The organism is Stenotrophomonas sp. 63632_Sma, from assembly GCF_056482875.1.
Genome location: NZ_CM151220.1, coordinates 3,044,740 through 3,064,220 on the forward strand (window position 1 = coordinate 3,044,740; position 19,481 = coordinate 3,064,220).

Consider the following 19,481-nt stretch of genomic DNA (forward strand, 5'->3'; position numbering starts at 1 on the left):
TTAGGCGAATGTCCCGAAATGGACATGGAAATCTGTCTGCAGCGAGCCCCCGCAGGGACCCGCCAGGACAGCGTGGGACAAGGGCTCAGCCCTGTTCTGACGGGGTCTGCGCGCGGATGGACAACGCGTGGATATCGGTCTCCATCATCGTCCCCAGCGCGGCGTACACCGCGCGATGCCGGGCCAGCGGGCCCAGTCCGGCGAAGCGTTCACTGACCACATGTACGTTGAAATGGCCGCGGCCATCGCGCGCACCGGCATGGCCGGCGTGGCGATGGCTGTCGTCCTCGATCTCGAGCACGCTCGGCGCCAGCGCATGCTGCAGCGCATCACGCATTCGCGAGATCCGTTCCGCGTTCACGGCAACACCTTCCGGAACGGTCGCACCTGCACGCGGGTGTAGACGCCGGCGGCCACGTACGGGTCGGCGTCGGCCCAGGCCTGGGCCTGCAGCAGCGACTCGAACTGCGCGATCACCACCGAGCCGCTGAAACCGGCCGGGCCGGGGTCTTCACTGTCCACCGCCGGGCAGGGGCCGGCCAGCAGCAGGCGTCCCTCGTCGCGCAGCGCGTGCAACCGCGCCAGGTGTTCCGGCCGCGCCTGCAGCCGCTGCGCCAGCACATCCTGGCCGTCATACCCTTCGATCACATACCACACCGGCATTTCCTCGCTTGCGTTGTCGGGTCCGCAGATTCTAGCCAATGCGGCCCCTGCCCCGGCCCGGCTGGACACTGGCGCAACAAAGGCTTACCCTAGACTCCATTGCACGTGGCTGGATGCAGCAGCCCGTCGGTTTTTGCGGCCAACGCAGCCCCCGACGACCGTCCCGCTGCTTCAAACCGGACCACCTGGCCGGGCCACGTAGACGACCTCCCCGTAGTTCCGTCGCTGCCGTTTCCTGCGGCGCGTCCTGCTGTTTGATATGTGTGGAATCGCGCCGATCCCGGCGTGTCTGGTGCCCTGGGGCTCCGTGGCGTTGGCCCGGCGAACCCGGTGCCGCGACTGGTCCGTTGCAATCCTGATGTCCATTAGATGACTTCCGAACTCGCGCTCGACGCGAACCCGCCAACCCGGCCGCCCGCCCCCCAGCAGCAGGAAATGCCGCTGGCCGTGGTGCATGGGCAACCGGTCCTGCAGATTCCGCAGGACCTGTACATTCCGCCGGACGCGCTGGAAGTCATCCTGGATGCCTTCGAAGGCCCGCTGGACCTGCTGCTGTACCTGATCCGCCGCCAGAACCTGGATGTCCTGGACATTCCCGTCGCCGAGATCACCCGGCAGTATGTGGAATACATCACCGTGATGCGCGAGCTGCGCTTCGAGCTGGCCGCCGAGTACCTGGTGATGGCCGCGATCCTGGCCGAGGTGAAGTCGCGCATGCTGCTGCCGCGCCCGGTCAGCGAGGAAGGCGATGAGGCCGACCCGCGCGCCGAGCTGGTGCGCCGGCTGCAGGAATACGAACGTTTCAAGCAGGCCGCCGAGGACATCGACGCCCTGCCCCGCCAGGACCGCGACACCAGCCTGGCCCATGCCTTCATGCCCGAACGCGCTACGGTGAAACTGCCGCCGCCGGTGGACCTGAAGGAGATGCTGCTGGCGCTGCACGACGTGCTCAAGCGCGCCGAGCTGTTCAGCGGCCACGCCATCAAGCGTGAGGCACTGAGCGTGCGGCAACGCATGGGCGAAGTGCTGGGACGCCTGGAAGATGGCAAGTTCTATCGTTTTGAAGGCTTGTTCACGGCCGAAGAAGGCAAGCTGGGCGTGCTGGTCACGTTCCTGGCGGTGCTGGAACTGGCCAAGGAACAGCTGCTGGACATCGTCCAGGAAGAACCGCTGGCGCCGATCTACGTGAAATCGCTGGCCGCCGGCAACACCAACGCCCCGCTGCAGTTCAGCAGCGAGTTCGACGACAACGACGCCGCCAATGCAGACGAGTGAGCGCTGACTGCCGATGGATCAATTGCTGATCAACCGCATTGTCGAAGGTGCGCTGCTGGCCTCCAGCCAGCCGCTCACCCTGGCCCAGCTGAAGGACCTGTTCCCGGAAGAGGAACCGGCACCGCCGGGCAGCATCGAACGCGCACTGGAACGCCTGCGCGAAGCCTGCGAAGGCCGCGGCGTGGAACTGGTCGAGGTCGCCTCCGGCTTCCGCTACCAGGTCACCGGCGAAGTGCATGGCTGGATCAGCCGGCTGTGGACCGAACGCAAGACCCGTTACACCCGCGCCACCCTGGAAACCCTGGCGCTGATCGCCTACCGGCAGCCGATCACCCGCGGCGAGATCGAGCAGGTGCGCGGCGTGGCGGTCAGCAGCAACATCATCCAGGCGCTGGAAGAACGCGAGTGGATCCGCGTGGTCGGCCACCGCGACGTACCCGGCAAGCCGGCGCTGTTCGGCACCACCAAGGGCTTTCTGGATTATTTCGGCCTGAAGCGATTGGATGAGCTGCCGCCACTGTCGGAACTGAAGGACCTGGGCGAGCTGGAACCCCAGCTGTCCCTGGACCGCGATGCACCGGCAACGGCAAGCGCCGACGGTCCTGACATCTCGGCCGGCGACGAAGGCGCTGCCGCGAACGATGATGCCGGCCTGGCCGGCAGTGACACCCCCGATTCCGCCGACGCAGCCCCTGCGCCGGCTTCCGATGAGCAAGCACCTTCGCCCCTCGATGATGGGCACCCCGATTCCGCGCCGGGCGAGCGCGCGGTGCCAGTGAACGAACGCGAAGACAACGCCGTCGCGATGACGACCGTGGCTGTTGACCAAGCCGATTCCGAACCAGAGGCCGACCCCGAAACCGTCGGCCGGAGCAAAACTGATGAGTGACACCCCTCGCAAGCTGTCGTTGAACAAGCTCTCGCTCAAGCGCGAAGCCACCTCCGAACAGTTCAAGTTGGAAGAACGCCTGCACAAGGTGCTGGCACAGGCCGGCCTTGGCTCGCGCCGCGCGCTGGAACAGCGCATTGCCGAAGGCCTGGTCAAGGTCAACGGTGAAGTCGCGCAGACCGGCATGTCGGTCAAGAGCGGCGACAAGATCGAACTGGATGGCCGTGGCTTCGTCGCCACCGCCCTGGCCGAGCCGTCGCGCGTGCTGGTCTACAACAAGCCGGAAGGCGAAGTGACCACCCGCGATGATCCGGAAGGCCGCCCGACCGTGTTCGAATCGCTGCCGCCGCTGAAGGGCGCGCGCTGGATCGCGATCGGCCGCCTCGACATCAACACCACCGGCCTGCTGCTGGCCACCACCGACGGTGAACTGGCCAACGCCATGATGCACCCGTCGTTCGAGGTCGAGCGCGAATACGTGGTGCGCGTGCGCGCGCCGGAAGGCGAGGAAAAGGTCTCCGACGCCATCGTCGACCGCCTCACCCGTGGCGTCGCGCTGGAAGACGGTCCGGCCAAGTTCGACGAGATCGAACGCATCGGCGGCACCGACTCGCACGACTGGTTCCGCGTCGTGGTGAAGGAAGGCCGCAACCGCGAAGTGCGTCGCCTGTGGGAGTCGCAGGGCTGCCAGGTCAGCCGCCTGAAGCGCACCCGCTACGGCAAGGTGAGCCTGCCGCGCGAACTGGCCCGTGGCCATTCAGTGGAACTGGGCACCGCGCAGGTTGAAGCCCTGCGCGCGCAGCTGAAGCTGGAAGAAGGCGCACCGTCGGCACTGACCCTGCAGCCGGTGATCGGCCAGCGCCGCGCCGCCAAGACCACCGTGCGCGTGCGCGAAGGTGGCCGCGGCAACGCCTACGTCAACGGCCACAACACCGCCGACGAAGGTCGCGAGCTGCGTCGCTTCGACAACGTGCGCGAAGACCGCGGCCGTGGTCGCGGCGGCAAGGGCGGCGGCTTCAAGGGCGGCCTGACGGTCAGCGGCGAAGCGGCAGCCAAGCAGTCGCAGAAGCCGTTCAAGCAGCGTGCCCAGAAGAACGACCGTTCGCTGCCGGAAGGCAATCCGGCCGCGTTCCGCACCTGGTACGTGCCGGATGGCGTGAGCACCGGCCCGAGCGGACATCGCAATGCCGGTCCGGGCGCACGTGGCCCGGGTGCCCGTGGTCCGGGCGCAGGCGGCCAGGGCCGTCCGTACGGCAAGCCGAAGGGTCCGGGTGCTGGCGCCGGTGGCGGCCAGGGCCGTGGCGGCTTCGGCGGTGAAGGCCGTGGCGGCGCAGGCGGCCAAGGTCGTCCGGCCGGCGCGGGCAACCGCTCGCAGGGCCAGGGCAACAAGCACCCGTACGGCCATCCGGGCAATGCCCCGAGCTTCCCGTCCGACCACGCCACCCCGGGCTTCAACCCGTATGGCAGCCCGAAGCCGGCGCAGGGCGCCCGTCCGGGCGGTCGCGGTCCGGGCGGTGGCAACAACCGTGGCCCGGGCGGTAACCGTGGTCCCGGTGGTCCGGGTGGCAACCGAGGCCCGGGCGGCCCCGGTGGCAACCGCGGTCCGGGCGGCCCGCGCCGCAGCGGCCCGCGCGGCGGCTGATCAGCGATCCGACTGAAATGAAAAACCCCAGCTCCGGCCGTAATGCTGTTCACTTAAGCAGCTGAGCCAATCAGAATCCGATGCCAGTCTTCTGGCATCGGATTTTTTGTGCCCATCCAACAGCAACTGCTCGACCTTGGTGACCTGTTCAATTTCTCCGACCTGAGCACCTTCACCCAGAACATCCCGGTGGAATGGGTGTCCAGCGCGCTGGAACTCTCCTCGCAGGCCTCCATCCGCAGGCGCAGATTACCCAGCGATCAGGTGTTGTGGCTGGTGCTGGGCATGGCCCTGTTCCGCGATGAACCGGTGCATGAGGTGGCCAGGCGACTGAACATCTGTGCCCAAGGCCTTGCATCGCTGGATCTGCCTGCACGCAGCGGCATCAGCCAGGCTCGCGCGCGGCTTGGCGCAGATCCGGTAGAGGATCTTTTCCGCAGGTGCGGCCAGCATTGGGGTGCCGAGCGCTATCCCGACGATGACTGGCAGGGCCTGCAGGTGCTGGCCGTTGACGGTGCCCTGCTGCGCACCGCAGACACGCCAGAACTACGTGCGCATTTTGGGTCGGGCAATACCGGCACCGAACGGCAGACGCCTTATCCGCTGATGCGGCTGGTGGCGCTGATGAACGTGCGCTCGCACATCATGCTCGATGCCCGGCTCAGCCCCTACCGTCGAGGCGAAATGCGTTTGGCAGAGGACTTCTTCGAGAAGATCCCGGATCGCTCGATTACTCTGTTGGACAAGGGTTTCTGGGGCGCGGATCTGCTGTTGAGCCTGGCCGGAAACGGTACTGAGCGGCACTGGCTTACGCCCTCGCGGAGCAATCTGGTGGCCGAAGAAGTGGAGCGCTACAACGCGCATGATCGGCTGCTGGAAATGCGCGTTTCTCCACAGGCGCGGAAGAAGAATCCCGCACTGCCCACGCACTGGCGGGTGCGTGAAGTGAGCTACGAGCATCAGGGCAGGATCAAGACGGTGCTGACGTCGCTACCGGCAGGGACCTACAGCACAAAAGCCGTAGCCGCGCTCTATCAGGAGCGCTGGGAAATCGAGCTGGGTTTCCGCGATCTCAAAAGCTCGATGCAGCGAAATGCAGTGACCCTGCGCAGCAAGACCGTCGAGCTGGTGTATCAGGAAGTATGGGGGCTGCTGCTGGCGTACAACATCATCCGCCGCGAGGCGAGCCAAGCGGCGGTTGCCTACGGCCGCGCACCCTCGGAGATACGTTTCAAACCTGCCTGCCACTACATCGCCGCGCAGCTGATCGTGATGGCGGCGGCACAACCCGCTTCGGCTACCGGAAGGCGTTTATCCCAGCTGCGATCCGGCGTCGCCAGCCTCTTCCTGGAGCACCGTCCCCGGCCAACAACTCCGAGGACGGTGAAGATCTCCAAAACCCGTTATCCCGTCGATCGCAAGGCTGCACCGCTTAAGTGAACAGCATTACAGCTCCGGCCGGGGTTTTTCTTTAAAAAGGGGACGGAGGGGATTAAGTCGTTTTTGCCACGGCGTGTGTCGAAGGGGCGAAAGCGACTTAATCCCCTCCGTCCCCTTTTGCGTGGCGCTGGAACGCGGCGGGTGTGGTGCCGGTCATGCTGCGGAAGAAGGCGATGAACGGGCTCTCGGCGGAGAAGCCGGTGTCCTGCGCCACATGCGCGACGCGATGGCCGAGCAGCAGCAGCTCCATGGCCCGCATCAGGCGCCATTGCTGGCGCCAGGCCTGGTAGCTCATGCCGGTATCACGCTGCATTAGCCGGCCAACGGTACGCACGCTCAGGTCCACACGCGCGGCCAATTCGCCCAGTTCGGGCGGCAACTGTTCGGCCAGCGGCAGACAACGTGCGATCCGCGGATCACGCGGCAGAGGCAGGTCCATCGGCGCCACCGGTGCAGCGACGATTTCCAGCACGCACAACGCCAGTTGATGGTGTGCGCGCGGCGACTGCCAGTCATGGTCGAACGGTGCCTGCGCGATCGGCTCCAGCAAGGCCTGCAGCAGCGGACCCACGCCGATGATGGCCGGCTGGCGGGGCAGCTGGGCCGACAGGGTGGCGTCGAAGTACAACGAACGGTAGTCGACCGCCTGGCGCATCTGCGCGCGATGGCGCAGCCCACCCGGAATCCACGCTGCGCGCGCGGGCGGCAGCAGGCTGACGCGATCACCATAGGTCAGGCGCGTACAGCCCTGCCGGGTGTACAGCAGCTGCGCGCGCGCATGCTGGTGCCAACCCGAGTCGTGATCCGCCAATGAGGCCGCGATACCCAGCACCGGAGCGCCCCAGGCATCGGCGTCGAAGTGTGCATCCGGCTGCAACCAGGCCATGTCTTATTTCATGTATTCGATGACAGGATATACAGAGTGCGCCATTGCGGACGCGACCACAATGCGCGGCCCTGTTCCTGGAGCGCCCGCATGTCGCGCCGCCTGTTGCTGCTCACCATTGCACTGCTGATGTTTCCGCAGTTGGCACAGACCCTGTACAGCCCGGCCCTGGCCGATCTGGCCGAACGCTTCGCCCTGCCGCCGAGTGCCGCCAGCCAGGCCATGAGCCTGTACCTGTTCGGCTTCGCTGCAGGCGTGCTGCTGTGGGGGCGTCTGGCCGATCGTATCGGTCGTCGCCCTGCCCTTCTCTGTGGCCTCGGCGTTTTCGCAGCGGGCGCATTGGGCGGGCTGGTGGCTGGCAGCTTCGGCCACGTGCTGCTGGCCCAGGCGTTGGCCGCAGTCGGCGCCGCCGCCGCTTCGGTGGTGACCCAGACCGTGCTGCGCGACCATCTGCAGGGGCCAGCGTTGGCCCAGGCATTCTCCTGGATCGGCATGGCCCTGGCCCTGAGCCCGGCCATCGGTCTTGCACTGGGCACGCTGCTGGTCGCCGCCAATGGCTATCTCGGCGTACAGTCCGGCCTGCTGCTGATAGCTGTCCTGCTGGCAGTCGCATGCCTGGCTGGCCTGCGCGAAAGCCGCCCTGCACATATCCCGCACACGCCCATGCTGCCGCTGCTGCGGGAACTGCTGCACGATCGCTGGATCTGGTCACACGCGTTGCTGGTGATGGCCTTCAACGTGGCGATGTACAGCTGGTATGCACTCGGCCCCTTCCTGTTTGCGCGCCTGCACTGGCCAGCCACCTGGTTCGGCGCCAGCGGCGCGGTGCTGGCATTGGGCTCGGCACTGGGCGCGTGGGGCAATGGCCGCCTGCTGCGTGCAGGCGTTGCCGCAACCACGCGCATCCGCATCGCCGCAGGCCTGGTTCTGACGGGAGGCCTGCTGGCCGCGCTGCTGCATGATCACCCTGCCCTGGTCGCGGCGATGGTGCCGGTGGTGACGGGCTTCGGCCTTGCCATTCCCAATGTGCTCGGCCAGGCCCTGCGCGGCTATCCGCATTGTCTCGGCAGCGCAGGCGCGCTCTTCGGCCTGCTCTACTACCTGTTGATCGGTGCGGCAATGGCGCTGGTCGGTGCAGTGCAGCTGCTGGCACCGACCCTCATCGTGTGTGGCCTGCTGGCCTTGTGGCTGCAGCGGCGGCGTCCCGCTGCAGCCTAGGAATTGCTGCAAAAGCAGCGCACTGTGCGCGGCTTCCGGGAACGGCTTTGATTCCCTGGCTATCGTGCGCGCTCTCCCACACCAGGCAGATGCCCATGATCACCATTACCGCCGAACAGGCCCGCGCCAACGCCGATGCCGCCAAGCGCCCGATCGAACTGTTCTACCGCGACCTCGACAACGCCATCCAGATCGGCTCGGAGAATGGCCGCCGCTATCTCGTGTTCGGCTTCAGCCAGGTGATGGCCAGCGAGCAGCTCGTCGAAGACGTGACCGCACAACTGCTCAAGAATGGTTTCGGTGTCGAACGGTTGTTGAGCGATTCCGAACAGCACTACATCCGCATCAGCTGGGGATCTGCCGAGCCGTCGCGCCTCAGCGCCGGCTGAGGGTGAACGCGGTGCCGTCCACGCCCAGGTCCCAGCCCTTGCCGGTACCGGACAGGGCCAGCGAGATGTCGCCCTTGGTCATCACCTGCGCGTTGCTGGACTTCACCGCACCGGCGTGCGCACCCACCGAGGCGTAAGTACCCAGTAGTTCGTTGACGCTGACCGCGCCGGTGAAGCTGCCACGCCCGTTGGTGATCTTCGACTTGCCCACGGTCAGGCCGCCGCCCTTCATCTGGATGCGCACCGGCATGCTGGCGCCGTTGCTGCAGGTGACCGTGCCATTGCCGGAGGCGGTCTTGTAGATCAGCGACCAGCCGGACAGGTTGTAGCGCAGCTGGCAATCGAGGTTGCCGGCGGCGTGCGCGGCCGGGGCCAGGGATGCGGCGGACAGGGCCAGCAGCAGGGCGAAGGACGTGTTCATGGCAGGACTTCCAGTTCGGTCGGACTGGCGGCGAATCTAGCAGCGCGCGCGTGCACGTTGAATGCAGGCGCGCGTGCTGGTGCGGCGGCGTTCAGGCCATCGCTCAGGCCTGCTCCTCCAGGTGGAAGGCATCGGCATCAAGCATCGCCGGGAAGCGCGCACGGTGTGCGGCCAGCGCCTCGGCCGAGATGGTGGTGGTGACCACCTGTTCGCGCTCGCGGATTTCCACCTGTGGCTGGCCGAGGAAGTCGATCACCGCGCTGTCACCGGCGTAATGCAGCTGGTTGCCATCGACGCCGACACGGTTCACCGCGGCAACGAAGCACAGATTCTCGATCGCACGTGCACGCAGCAGTGTCTTCCACGCATAGGCACGTGCCGACGGCCAGTTGGCGACGAAGATCTGCAGGTCGAAATCCAGCTGCTGTGGACGTTCAACGTTGTAGCGGTTGCGGCAGAACACCGGGAAACGCAGGTCGTAGCAGACCTGCGGATTGATCCGCCAGCCCTTCCATTCCACGCTCAGGCGCTCGCGACCGGCCGCATAGCGCTCGTGCTCGCCGCCATAGCGGAACAAGTGGCGCTTGTCGTAGTACTGCAGCTCGCCGTCGGGCGTGGCGAACAGCATGCGGTTGTAGACGCCCTCGCCCTCGCGCAGCTGCACGCTGCCGATGACCGCCGCGTTCAAGGCCTTGGCCTGCTCGCGCACCCAGGCCACGGTCGGGCCGTCCATGCCTTCGGCCTGGGCGATGGCGTCGTTGGAGAAGCCACTGGTGAAGGTCTCCGGCAGGATCACCAGGTCGGTGGTGCCGGCCAGCGGTGCCAGCAGCGCGCCGTAGTACTCACGGTTGCCCGCCGGGTCATGCCAGCGGGTGTCGCCCTGGACGAGGGAAATGCGCAGGTCCTGCATGTTCACGCCTCCGCTCAGAGCAGGCGCAGGCGTTCGATCGCCGCGTCCATCGTTGCTTCATTCTTGGCGAAGCACAGGCGCACCAGGCGCTGGCCGGCCGGCGGGTTCTCGTAGAACGGCGACAGCGGAATGGCAGTGACGCCCTTCTCGATGGTCAGCCACTTCACGAACTCATGGTCCGGCAGGTCGCTGATGGCCGAGTAGTCGACCAGCTGGAAGTAACCGCCCGGCACCGGCAGCGCCTTCAGCCGGGTGCTGGCCAGCTGTTCGCGGAAGCGATCGCGCTTGGCCTGGTAGAACGCACCCAGCTCCAGGTGGTGTTCGGGCTCATCGCGGATCATCGCGGCGAAGCCGTACTGCGCCGGGCCGAAGCTGGTGAAGGTGTTGTACTGGTGCACCTTGCGGAACTCGGCGGTCAGCGCCGGCGGGGCGATCGCATAGCCGATCTTCCAGCCAGTGCAGTGGTAGGTCTTGCCGAAACTGGAGATGACGAACGCGCGCTCGCGCAGTTCCGGGTAGCGCAGCGCCGACTCGTGGCGGCGACCGTCATAGATGATGTGTTCGTACACCTCATCGGAGATCAGATAGATCTGCGTGCCGCGCAGCAGCTCGGTCAGCGCCTGCATGTCCTGCGCCGACAGCATCGCACCGGACGGATTGTGCGGGGTGTTGACGATCAGCATGCGGGTACGCGGGGTGATCGCCGCACGCACGCGGTCCCAGTCGACGGCGAAGGTCTGCGGATCCAGCGACACATGCACGGCCTTGGCGCCGGCCAGATCGATCGCCGGTTCATAGCAGTCATACGCCGGGTCGAGCACGATCACTTCCTCGCCCGCACGCACCACAGCGTGAATAGCGTTGAAGATGGCCTCGGTGCCGCCGCTGGTGACAGTGATCTCGCTGTCCGCATCCACCTGCGCGCCGTAGCAGTCCAGCGCCTTCTGCGCGATGGCCTGGCGCAGCGGCGCCACGCCCGTCATCGGCGGGTACTGGTTCAGCCCGGCGGCCATCGCCCTGGCAGTCTCGTCGACCAGGCGCTGCGGCGCCGAAAAGTCCGGGAAACCCTGGCCCAGGTTGACCGCGCCGTGTTCGGCAGCGAGCTGGGACATCACGGTGAAGATCGTGGTACCGACCTTGGGCAGCTTGGTGTTGGGTTGCATCGGCCTGGGGATATGGGGAGACAGGCCCCTGAGTTTACGCAATCCCTGCTTCGGTAGTGCTACCGCCGCCTACAACCCGGGACTATCTGCGACGCTTGGTCGCGCCTGCCGGCCAGCGGCCGGCACTACCGTATGCATTCACCGCTACAATTGCCGCCGCACTCCGGCATGAAGACCCTGCCCCTTGAACACCCCTGCATTGCTGGCCGCCAGCGGCCTGAGCTTTTCCCGCAATGACGAGCCGGTGTTCGGCCCGCTGGACTTCCATGTGGACGCCGGCGAAGCCCTGCTGGTGCAGGGCGGCAATGGCGCCGGCAAGACCACCCTGCTGCGCGTGCTGGCGGGCCTGGCCCGGCCTGGTGCCGGGCAGGTGCAGATCGATGGCAGGCCGGCCGGCAATGCCGAGCGCGCGCGTTACGTCGCCTACCTCAGCCACCTGCCCGCATTGAAGCCCGATCTGGACACGCTGGAGAACCTGCATTTCCTGTGCGGCCTGCACGGCCGTCGCGCACGGCAGATGCCGGGCAACGCGCTGGCCATCGTCGGCCTGGCCGGTTATGAGGACACTCTCGTTCGGCATCTGTCCGCCGGACAGAAGCGGCGGCTGGCACTGGCACGCATCTGGCTGTCACCGGCGCCGTTGTGGCTGCTCGACGAACCCTATGCCAACCTCGACCTGGAGGGCATCACCCTGGTCAACCGGATGATTTCCGCGCATCTGCGTGCCGGCGGCGCTGCACTGGTCACCACCCACGGCGCCTATGCCGCACCACCGGTGCGTACCCGCCAGCTCGACCTCGGCGGTACCGCATGATCGCGCCAGGCACCGAACCGGGCCTGTGGCAGACCGCAGCGGCCCTGCTCAAGCGCGACCTGCGCCTGCTCTGGCGCCGCCGCGGCGATGCGCTGCAGCCGCTGCTGTTCGCGGTACTGGTGGTGGTGCTGTTCGCGCTCGCCCAAGGCCGCGAACCGCAACTACTGGCCGCCACCGCCGGCGCGGTGCTGTGGCTGGCCGTGCTGCTGGCCGGCCAGCTGTCACTGGATTCACTGTTCCGCTCCGATGCCGAAGACGGCTCGCTGGAGCAATGGCTGCTGGCGCCGGTGCCGCTGGCCTGGCTGGTGCTGGTGCGCGTGCTGCTGCACTGGGCCACCACTGCGCTGCCGCTGATCGTGGTCAGCCCGTTGCTGGCCGAAATGCTGCATCTGCCGCATGACCAGCTGCCGATGTTGCTGGCATCGTTGCTGCTGGGAACACCGTTGCTGAGCCTGATCGGTGGCGTGGTCGCTGCACTGACCGTAGGCATCCGGCGCTCTGGTATTCTCGTGGCGTTGCTGTCGTTGCCGCTGTACGTGCCGGTGCTGGTGTTCGGTGCAGGCAGCCTGGCAGCGGCGGGACGCGGACAGGATCCGGTCGGTGCGCTGCTGATGCTGGGCGCCGGCCTGCTGGTCGCGCTGGTGCTGGCGCCGTTGGCCACCGCCGCTGCAATACGTATTTCTCTGAGTTGACCGAGCTGAGAGCCAATCCACCCCTGCTGGATAGCCGCCACGCATGAATCCGATTGTCCGCTGGTTCCACCAACTCGGTTCGCCCCCCACGTTCGACCGATTCGCTGCCCGCTGGTCGCGGGTGTTCTACCTCGCGGCGGTGCCGGTGCTGCTGGTCGGCATGTGGCAGGCGCTGCTGGTGGTGCCGCCGGAAGCCAAGCAGCTGGACAGCTTCCGCATCCTCTACATCCACGTGCCCAGCGCCTGGATGAGCCTGTTCGTGTTCGCGCTGATGGCGCTGTATGCCGCCATCGCCCTGATCTGGCGGATCAAGGTCTGCGAGATCCTGGCCATGGCCTGCGCACCGATGGGTGCCGGTTTCACCCTGATCACCCTGCTCACCGGCAGCATCTGGGGCAAGGGTACCTGGGGCACCTGGTGGGACTGGGACCCGCGCATGACCAGTGAGCTGGTGCTGCTGTTCCTGTACCTGGGCGTGATCGGCCTGTATCACGCCATCGAAGACCGCCGCAGCGCCGCACGCGCAGCCGGCCTGCTGGCCATCGTCGGAGTCAGCCTGCTGCCGGTGATCCGCTATTCGGTGGACTGGTGGGGCGGCCTGCACCAGCGCCAGTCGATCAACGTGTTCGGTGAATCGGCGATCAGCAGCGCGATGATCGCGCCGCTGTGGTGGATGGTGATCGGCACCAAGTTCTGGTTCGCCGGTTCGGTGCTGGCCAAGGCCCGTGCCGACAATCTCGACCGCGAGGCCGGCAAGGCCTGGGTCGGCGGCCGCGTCGATGCCGCACGTCCGGCCGGGGAGGCCCAGCCATGACCCACCTGCCCTATGTGATCGGCGCCTACGCCGTGTTCGTGCTGGTACTCGGCTCCGATGCCATCGGTTCGTGGCTGCGCCTGCGAATGGCCCGTCGCCTGGCCTTGGCCCGGCAGCAGCGGCAGCAGACCCGCGCCGTCAAACAGGACGCTGCGGCGCCGCTGTCGACGGAGCTGGAACGATGACGCCGGTACAACGTCGCCGCCTGGTCTGGGTACTGCTGGCCCTGCTCGCCTCCGGGCTGGCCACCGCGCTGGTGGCGATGGCGCTGGAACGCAACATCGCCTACCTGTACACGCCTTCGGAAGTGCTGCGCGGCGATGTCGATGCGCAGTCGCGGTTCCGCCTGGGCGGCATGGTGGTGAAGGGCTCCTTCAACCGCCCGGTCGGTTCGCTGGAAGCACGTTTTGAAGTGACCGACGGCGATGCCCAGCTGGCGGTGACCACGTCGCGGATCCTGCCGGACATGTTCGCCGAAGGCACCGCGGTGGTCGCCAGTGGCCGCCTGCAGGACGATGTGTTCGTCGCCGACGAGGTGCTGGCCAAGCACGATGAGAAGTACGTGCCCAAGGAAGTGGCCGACAAGATGGGCGACGCCCATCGCAAGCATGACGTGCCGGTGACGGCACCCGAGGTGCGCTGAGTGCTGCCCGAACTGGGTCAGATCCTGCTGTTGTGCGCGCTGCTGGCCTCGCTGCTGCAGGCCGGGCTGCCGCTGGTCGGCGCGCATCGCGGCAACACGGCATGGATGGCGGTGGCACGGCCAGCCGCCTTCGCACAACTGCTGCTGCTCGCCGGCGCCTTCGCGGTGCTCACCGCTGCGTTCGTGCAGCAGGACTTCTCGGTGCGCTACGTGGCCGAGAACTCCAATTCGCTGCTGCCGATGATCTACCGCTACTCGGCGGTGTGGGGTGCGCACGAGGGCTCACTGCTGATGTGGGCGCTGGTGCTGGCGCTGTGGACCGGCGCAGTGGCGCTGTTCTCGCGGCACCTGCCGGCACCGGTGCAGGCGCGTGTACTGGCGGTGATGGGCATCGTCAGCATCGGATTCCTCGCCTTCCTGATCTTCACTTCCAACCCGTTCCTGCGCCTGAACCCGGCACCGCTGGAAGGCCGCGACCTCAATCCACTGCTGCAGGACCCCGGGCTGATCATCCACCCACCGATGCTCTACATCGGGTATGTCGGCTTCGCGGTGCCGTTCGCATTCGCCGTGGCCGCGCTGCTGGAAGGTCGTGTCGACGCACGCTGGCTGCGCTGGACGCGGCCGTGGACCAACGTCGCCTGGGGCTTCCTGACCCTGGGCATCGCGCTGGGCAGCTGGTGGGCCTATTACGAGCTGGGCTGGGGCGGCTGGTGGTTCTGGGACCCGGTGGAAAATGCCAGCTTCATGCCGTGGCTGGTCGGTGCGGCACTGATCCATTCGCAGGCGGTCACTGAGAAGCGCGGCACCTTCGGCAGCTGGACCCTGCTGCTGGCGATCGCGGCCTTCGCGCTGTCGCTGCTCGGCACCTTCCTGGTGCGCTCCGGTGTGCTGACCAGCGTGCATTCGTTCGCTGCAGATCCGTCGCGCGGCCTGTTCATCCTGGTGTTCCTGTCGGTGCTGGTCGGCGGCAGCCTGCTGCTGTACGCGCTGCGTGCCAGCCAGCTCAGCGTGGACGCCGACGATCCGCGCCGTGGCTTCACCGCCACCTCGCGCGAGACCCTGCTGCTGGCCAACAACCTGCTGCTGGCCACCGCCTGCGCGATGGTGCTGCTCGGCACACTGTATCCGTTGCTGGCCGATGCACTGTCGCTGGGCAAGATCTCGGTCGGCCCGCCCTACTTCGGCAGCCTGTTCCTGCTGCTGATGGCACCGATGATCCTGCTGCTGCCGTTCGGCCCGCTGGTGAAGTGGCAACGCGACCAGCCCTCGCGCGCGTTCGCGCTGCTGGCACCCTGGCTGGGGCTGGCGGTGCTGCTGGGTGCGCTGGCCTGGTGGCAGGCGCCGCAGAACGGCTGGAAGGCCGGTCTCGGTGTCGCTGCCGCGGTCTGGGTCGGCTTCGGTACCGCACGTTTCGTCTGGCAGCGACTGCGCGGCAATGGCCGCTTCACCGCCGAAATGCTCGGCATGATCGTCGCCCATGCCGGCATCGCCGTGTTCCTGGCCGGTGCGCTGCTGGTGGAAGCCCTGAACGTACAGCGTGAAGTGGCGCTGGCACCGGGCCAGCAGGTGGTGGTCGGCCGCCACGAAGTACGCTTCGAGGGCGTGGACCATCGCGAAGGACCGAACTTCATCGCCGACCGCGGCCACCTGCGCGTGTTCCGCAACGGCCGCGAGCTGGCCCTGCTGCATCCGGAAAAGCGCCAGTACGCCAGCGGCGGCCAGGTGATGACCGAGGCCGGCATCGATGCACGCCTCGATGGTGATGTCTACGTGGCGTTGGGCGAGCCGCTGGGCAACAATGCATGGGCGGTCCGGGTGCACATCAAGCCGTTCGTGCGCTGGATCTGGCTGGGCGCGCTGTTGATGGCCCTAGGCGGATTCATCACCGCCGCCGACCGCCGCTTCCTTCGTCCGTAGGAGTTTCCATGTCCGAGTCCCCCGCCCCGCGCCCCTCCCGCCCGCTGCCGCCGGTAGCCATCGTGATCGGCGTGCTGTTCTTCTTCGGCCTGCTCGGGCTGATGATCTACGGGGTGATGAAATCGGGCGATCCGCAGCGCGACGTGCTGCCATCGGCGCTGATCGACAAGCCGGCGCCGGCGTTCGCGCTGCCGGTGCTGCACGACCCGGAAATGATCGTGCACAGCGACGAACTGCGCGGCGCGCCTTACCTGTTTAACGTGTGGGGCAGCTGGTGCGCGGCCTGCCGCGAGGAACACCCGGTGCTGACCCGTTTCGCCGAGAGCAAGCGCGTGCGCGTGATCGGCTACAACTGGAAGGATGAACCGACCGATGCCCTGCATTGGCTGGAACAGCTGGGCAACCCGTTCATGGTCGTGCTCAGCGACGTGGAAGGCCGCACCGCGATCGACTGGGGCGTGACCGCGGCACCTGAAACCTTCCTGGTCGATGGCAGCGGTGTCGTGCGCTGGAAGTACAGCGGTGCGATGACCCAGCGCGTGGTCGACGAGAAGCTGATCCCGGCACTGGAGAAGATCGAGAAGGCCCAGGGCAATGCCGGCAGCACGCTGCACACGGCGCCCTGAGCCCATGCGCTGGCTGCTGGCATTGCTGCTTCTGATGCTGCCCCTGGCCGTGCTGGCACAGCAGCCGTTGCATGATCCGCAGCCACTGCAGTTCCGCGATGGCGCCGAAGAACGCCGCTTCCACGACCTGGCCGCGCAGCTGCGCTGCGTGCAGTGCCAGAACCAGTCGTTGGCCGACTCGAACGCGCAGATCGCGCAGGACCTGCGCCGCGAGGTGCTGCAGCTGATGCAGCAGGGCCGCGACGACGCACAGATCAAGCAGTTCCTGGTCGCGCGCTACGGTGAGTTCGTGCTCTATCAACCGCCTCTACAGCCGGGCACCTGGCTGCTGTGGGGCGGTCCGCTGCTGGTGCTGGGCGCCGGCGCGCTGGTGGTACTGGGCATCGTCCGCCGCCGTGGCCGCACGGTTGCTGCCGCCCCCGCCAGCAAGACCGATGAAGGAGACGGATGGTGAGCCATTGGCTGCCGATGCTGGCTGGACTGGTGGCCGCACTGATGGCGGCGCTGGTGCTGTGGCCGCTGCGCCACCACGGTCGCCGCGGTTTCGTGGTGGGTGTGCTCGCGCTGGGCGTGTCCGGTGCCTGCCTGTATCTGCTGGTTGGTGATCCGCGTGCCGCACAGGTACAACCAACCCCGTCGGTAGCCACCCTGCGCGATGGCGTGCAGGCCCTGCAGGATGCACTGAAGCGAGACCCGCAGCGAGCCGATGGCTGGACGCTGCTGGGCCGGTCGCAGGCCGAACTGGGCAACGCCGCAGCCGCAGCGGATGCCTTCGCACGTGCTGCCGCTCTCGCCCCGGAAGACCCCGGCGTGCTGGTGGAAGCGGCGCAGGCACGTGCGCAGGCCGATGCCGGCAAGCAGTTCGATGACACCGCGATGGCCTGGTTGCAGCAGGCTCGTGCGCTGGCGCCCGATGCAGAGCGCGCCAGCTGGCTGCTGGGCATCGCCCTGCGCCAGCGCGGAAAGAATGCCGAGGCTGCCGACATCTGGAGCGGCCTGCTGCCACGGCTTGAGCCCGGCGCCGCGCAGGCGCTGCAGGCGCAGATCGCCATCGCCCGTGAGGCCGCCGGCCAGGCGCCCGATGCTGCCGCTGCGGCGCCACCGGCGCTGCTGCAGGTGCGCGTGCAACTGCCTGCGCTGAACAACGCCGAGTGGCCCGCCAGCACCCAGGTATTCGTGCTGGCCCGCGCCGTGGGTGGACCGCCGATGCCGGTGGCCGCACGCAAGCTGCCTCTGGCCGGTTTCCCGGCCACGGTCGGGCTGGGCGACGCAGACAGCCCGATGCCGACCGCACCGTTGTCCGCGCATCGCGAAGTGGAAGTGCTGGCACGCATCTCGCGCAGCGGCAGTGCCAACCGCGGCGAGGATGACCTGCAGAGCGTGCCGGTGAAGGTGAGCCTGCCGCATGAAGGCGTGGTGGAGCTGCGGTTCCCGTAGTGCCGGCCGCTGGCGGGCAACCACGTGGGCGCATCCAGATTCATGAGGTTGCCGGCCAGCGGCCGGCACCACCGGGTGCATCGCCGATGGAAACCAGCGTGTCGCCAGCTCCACATGCGGCCCCGCTAGAATGGCTGCATGACCGAATTCATCCCGCCCGGCACCCGCTTCCACGCCCTGCCCTCGCCGTTCCCGTTCAAGCGCGGTGGCGCCCTGCATGGCGCACGCGTGGCCTACGAAACCTGGGGAACGCTGGCCGCCGACGCCAGCAACGCGATCCTGATCGTGACCGGCCTGTCGCCGGATGCACACGCCGCTGCCAATGACGCCAACCCCGCAGTGGGCTGGTGGGAAGGCATGGTCGGCCCCGGCAAGCCGATCGATACCGACCGCTGGTTCGTGGTATGCGTGAATTCGCTGGGCAGCTGCAAGGGCTCGACCGGTCCCGCCTCGCTCAACCCGGCCACGGGCCAACCGTATCGCCTCGACTTCCCCGAGCTGTCGATCGAAGACGGCGCACGCGCCGCCATCGAAGTCGTGCGTGCCCTGGGCATCGAACAGCTGGCCTGCGTGGTCGGCAATTCAATGGGCGGCATGACCGCACTCGCGGTACTGATGCTGCACCCGGGCATTGCGCGCAGCCACGTCAACATTTCCGGCAGTGCGCAGGCACTGCCGTTCTCGATCGCGATCCGTTCGCTGCAGCGCGAGGCGATCCGCCTTGATCCACGCTGGAATGGCGGCCACTACGACGATGCCGAGTATCCCGAGTCCGGCATGCGCATGGCGCGCAAGCTGGGCGTGATCACCTACCGTTCGGCACTGGAATGGGATGGGCGCTTCGGCCGCGTGCGGCTGGATTCGGACCAGGCCGACGACGATCCGTTCGGCCTCGAATTCCAGGTGGAAAGCTATCTGGAAGGCCATGCACGGCGCTTCGTGCGCTTCTTCGATCCGAACTGCTATCTGTACCTGAGCCGTTCGATGGACTGGTTCGACCTGGCTGAGTATGCCGACGGCGACGTGCTGGCCGGGCTGGCGAAGATCCGGGTGGAGAAGGCGCTGGCGATCGGCGCCAACACCGACATCCTGTTCCCGGTGCAGCAGCAGCAACAGGTCGCCGACGGCCTGCGCGCCGGCGGTGCCGATGCGCGCTTCATCGGTCTGGAGTCGCCGCAGGGCCATGACGCCTTCCTCGTCGATTTCGAGCGTTTCGGCCCGGCCGTGCGCGGCTTCCTCGACGCGCTGTAAGTGGCATGGCGGCGTAACCTCGCGCTGGCCGCATTCGGTGCGTTGATCGCACTGACGGTCAGCGGCGTGCTGCCGCTGTGGCTGGGCGGTTGGTGCCTGCTCGCCAGCGCAGTGTCGTTCGGCCTGTACGGCCACGACAAGCGCGCGGCGCAGCGAAAGCAGTGGCGGATTCCCGAGCGCACACTGCAGTTGCTGGCTTTTGCCGGCGGTTGGCCGGGCGCGCTGCTGGGCCAGGCGCTGTTCCGCCACAAGCATCGCAAAGCCGGATTCCAGTGGGTGTTCTGGCTGTGCGTGCTGGCCAACGTGGCCTCGATCGCGGTGATGCTGCGCGAGTTCTCGTGGTAACCGTTCGAATGGGTAGATCCACGCCATGCGTGGATGTGCCGAC

23 protein-coding genes are annotated in these 19,481 nt (G+C 67.2%); 17 read left to right on the plus strand and 6 right to left on the minus strand.

What is annotated here, in order from left to right; translation table 11 throughout:
• Window positions 1–85: 85 nt before the first annotated feature.
• The gene (locus tag ACZK45_RS14145; RefSeq protein WP_434060509.1) at window positions 86–361 is read right to left on the minus strand and encodes a BolA family protein; all 276 of its coding nucleotides are present in this window, start codon (window positions 359–361) and stop codon (window positions 86–88) included.
• Window positions 358–657 (minus strand): YciI family protein, encoded by a 300-nt coding sequence (locus tag ACZK45_RS14150; protein WP_032129789.1) that lies wholly within the window; start codon window positions 655–657, stop codon window positions 358–360. The genes ACZK45_RS14145 and ACZK45_RS14150 overlap by 4 nt, the downstream gene beginning before the upstream one ends.
• Before the next feature lie 375 nt (window positions 658–1,032).
• Here ACZK45_RS14150 and ACZK45_RS14155 point away from each other — a divergent pair, with 375 nt between their 5' ends.
• From ACZK45_RS14155 to ACZK45_RS14170, 4 genes are all read left to right on the plus strand, one after another.
• Window positions 1,033–1,938 carry a segregation and condensation protein A gene (locus ACZK45_RS14155; protein ID WP_006456456.1) on the plus strand — a complete coding sequence of 302 codons (906 nt, stop codon included), beginning with the start codon at window positions 1,033–1,035 and terminating at the stop codon, window positions 1,936–1,938.
• A 13-nt stretch (window positions 1,939–1,951) separates the two neighbouring features.
• A complete protein-coding gene (gene scpB, locus ACZK45_RS14160) occupies window positions 1,952–2,827 on the plus strand; it encodes an SMC-Scp complex subunit ScpB (protein WP_125894427.1) in 876 nt (291 codons plus the stop codon).
• Window positions 2,820–4,469 carry a pseudouridine synthase gene (locus tag ACZK45_RS14165; RefSeq protein ID WP_049401107.1) on the plus strand — a complete coding sequence of 550 codons (1,650 nt, stop codon included), beginning with the start codon at window positions 2,820–2,822 and terminating at the stop codon, window positions 4,467–4,469. Before scpB ends, ACZK45_RS14165 begins: the two co-directional genes overlap by 8 nt.
• 114 nt (window positions 4,470–4,583) lie before the next feature.
• Window positions 4,584–5,909, plus strand: coding sequence for an IS4 family transposase (locus ACZK45_RS14170; protein ID WP_478445890.1), 1,326 nt, complete (start codon window positions 4,584–4,586; stop codon window positions 5,907–5,909).
• A gap of 97 nt (window positions 5,910–6,006) precedes the next feature.
• On the opposite strand, the gene ACZK45_RS14175 is transcribed toward ACZK45_RS14170, so the two are convergent.
• Window positions 6,007–6,795 carry an AraC family transcriptional regulator gene (locus ACZK45_RS14175; protein WP_125894429.1) on the minus strand — a complete coding sequence of 263 codons (789 nt, stop codon included), beginning with the start codon at window positions 6,793–6,795 and terminating at the stop codon, window positions 6,007–6,009.
• Window positions 6,796–6,885: 90 nt separating this feature from the next.
• Between ACZK45_RS14175 and ACZK45_RS14180 the strand changes: the two genes are divergently transcribed.
• Both ACZK45_RS14180 and ACZK45_RS14185 read left to right on the plus strand, forming a co-directional pair.
• The gene (locus ACZK45_RS14180; protein WP_478444853.1) at window positions 6,886–8,013 is read left to right on the plus strand and encodes an MFS transporter; all 1,128 of its coding nucleotides are present in this window, start codon (window positions 6,886–6,888) and stop codon (window positions 8,011–8,013) included.
• Window positions 8,014–8,108: 95 nt separating this feature from the next.
• Window positions 8,109–8,402: a hypothetical protein gene (locus tag ACZK45_RS14185; protein WP_049401115.1), complete on the plus strand. Its 294-nt coding sequence runs from the start codon at window positions 8,109–8,111 to the stop codon at window positions 8,400–8,402.
• Here the strand turns inward: ACZK45_RS14185 and ACZK45_RS14190 are convergent.
• The 3 genes from ACZK45_RS14190 to ACZK45_RS14200 all read right to left on the minus strand — a co-directional run bounded on the left by ACZK45_RS14190 (window position 8,389) and on the right by ACZK45_RS14200 (window position 10,896).
• Window positions 8,389–8,823, minus strand: a complete 435-nt coding sequence (locus tag ACZK45_RS14190) for a hypothetical protein (RefSeq protein WP_071229733.1) — start codon at window positions 8,821–8,823, stop codon at window positions 8,389–8,391. The genes ACZK45_RS14185 and ACZK45_RS14190 overlap by 14 nt on opposite strands.
• Window positions 8,824–8,926: 103 nt before the next feature.
• Window positions 8,927–9,733, minus strand: coding sequence for an amidohydrolase (locus tag ACZK45_RS14195; protein ID WP_478444854.1), 807 nt, complete (start codon window positions 9,731–9,733; stop codon window positions 8,927–8,929).
• Window positions 9,734–9,747: 14 nt separating this feature from the next.
• On the minus strand, window positions 9,748–10,896 hold the full coding sequence (locus ACZK45_RS14200) for a pyridoxal phosphate-dependent aminotransferase (RefSeq protein WP_125894437.1): 1,149 nt from the start codon (window positions 10,894–10,896) through the stop codon (window positions 9,748–9,750).
• A 184-nt stretch (window positions 10,897–11,080) separates the two neighbouring features.
• Here ACZK45_RS14200 and ccmA point away from each other — a divergent pair, with 184 nt between their 5' ends.
• From ccmA to ACZK45_RS14255, 11 genes are all read left to right on the plus strand, one after another.
• Entirely contained in the window at window positions 11,081–11,710 is a 630-nt protein-coding gene (ccmA, locus tag ACZK45_RS14205) for a heme ABC exporter ATP-binding protein CcmA (RefSeq protein WP_032129784.1), read from the plus strand.
• On the plus strand, window positions 11,707–12,402 hold the full coding sequence (gene ccmB / locus ACZK45_RS14210) for a heme exporter protein CcmB (protein WP_032129785.1): 696 nt from the start codon (window positions 11,707–11,709) through the stop codon (window positions 12,400–12,402). Before ccmA ends, ccmB begins: the two co-directional genes overlap by 4 nt.
• 43 nt (window positions 12,403–12,445) lie before the next feature.
• Complete coding sequence (gene ccmC, locus ACZK45_RS14215) at window positions 12,446–13,216, plus strand: heme ABC transporter permease CcmC (protein ID WP_006378253.1); 771 nt, start codon at window positions 12,446–12,448, stop codon at window positions 13,214–13,216.
• Complete coding sequence (locus ACZK45_RS14220; protein WP_478444855.1) at window positions 13,213–13,401, plus strand: heme exporter protein CcmD; 189 nt, start codon at window positions 13,213–13,215, stop codon at window positions 13,399–13,401. Before ccmC ends, ACZK45_RS14220 begins: the two co-directional genes overlap by 4 nt.
• Entirely contained in the window at window positions 13,398–13,859 is a 462-nt protein-coding gene (gene ccmE, locus ACZK45_RS14225; protein ID WP_032129787.1) for a cytochrome c maturation protein CcmE, read from the plus strand. Before ACZK45_RS14220 ends, ccmE begins: the two co-directional genes overlap by 4 nt.
• Entirely contained in the window at window positions 13,860–15,779 is a 1,920-nt protein-coding gene (locus ACZK45_RS14230; RefSeq protein WP_478444856.1) for a heme lyase CcmF/NrfE family subunit, read from the plus strand.
• A gap of 8 nt (window positions 15,780–15,787) precedes the next feature.
• Window positions 15,788–16,405: a DsbE family thiol:disulfide interchange protein gene (locus ACZK45_RS14235; protein WP_125894442.1), complete on the plus strand. Its 618-nt coding sequence runs from the start codon at window positions 15,788–15,790 to the stop codon at window positions 16,403–16,405.
• A gap of 4 nt (window positions 16,406–16,409) precedes the next feature.
• On the plus strand, window positions 16,410–16,859 hold the full coding sequence (locus ACZK45_RS14240) for a cytochrome c-type biogenesis protein (protein WP_032129419.1): 450 nt from the start codon (window positions 16,410–16,412) through the stop codon (window positions 16,857–16,859).
• Window positions 16,853–17,842: a tetratricopeptide repeat protein gene (locus tag ACZK45_RS14245; RefSeq protein WP_125894444.1), complete on the plus strand. Its 990-nt coding sequence runs from the start codon at window positions 16,853–16,855 to the stop codon at window positions 17,840–17,842. Before ACZK45_RS14240 ends, ACZK45_RS14245 begins: the two co-directional genes overlap by 7 nt.
• Before the next feature lie 138 nt (window positions 17,843–17,980).
• Window positions 17,981–19,093: a homoserine O-acetyltransferase MetX gene (metX, locus tag ACZK45_RS14250; RefSeq protein ID WP_125894446.1), complete on the plus strand. Its 1,113-nt coding sequence runs from the start codon at window positions 17,981–17,983 to the stop codon at window positions 19,091–19,093.
• Window positions 19,094–19,438 carry a DUF1294 domain-containing protein gene (locus tag ACZK45_RS14255; RefSeq protein WP_134950782.1) on the plus strand — a complete coding sequence of 115 codons (345 nt, stop codon included), beginning with the start codon at window positions 19,094–19,096 and terminating at the stop codon, window positions 19,436–19,438. It begins immediately after the preceding gene.
• Window positions 19,439–19,481 lie beyond the last annotated feature (43 nt).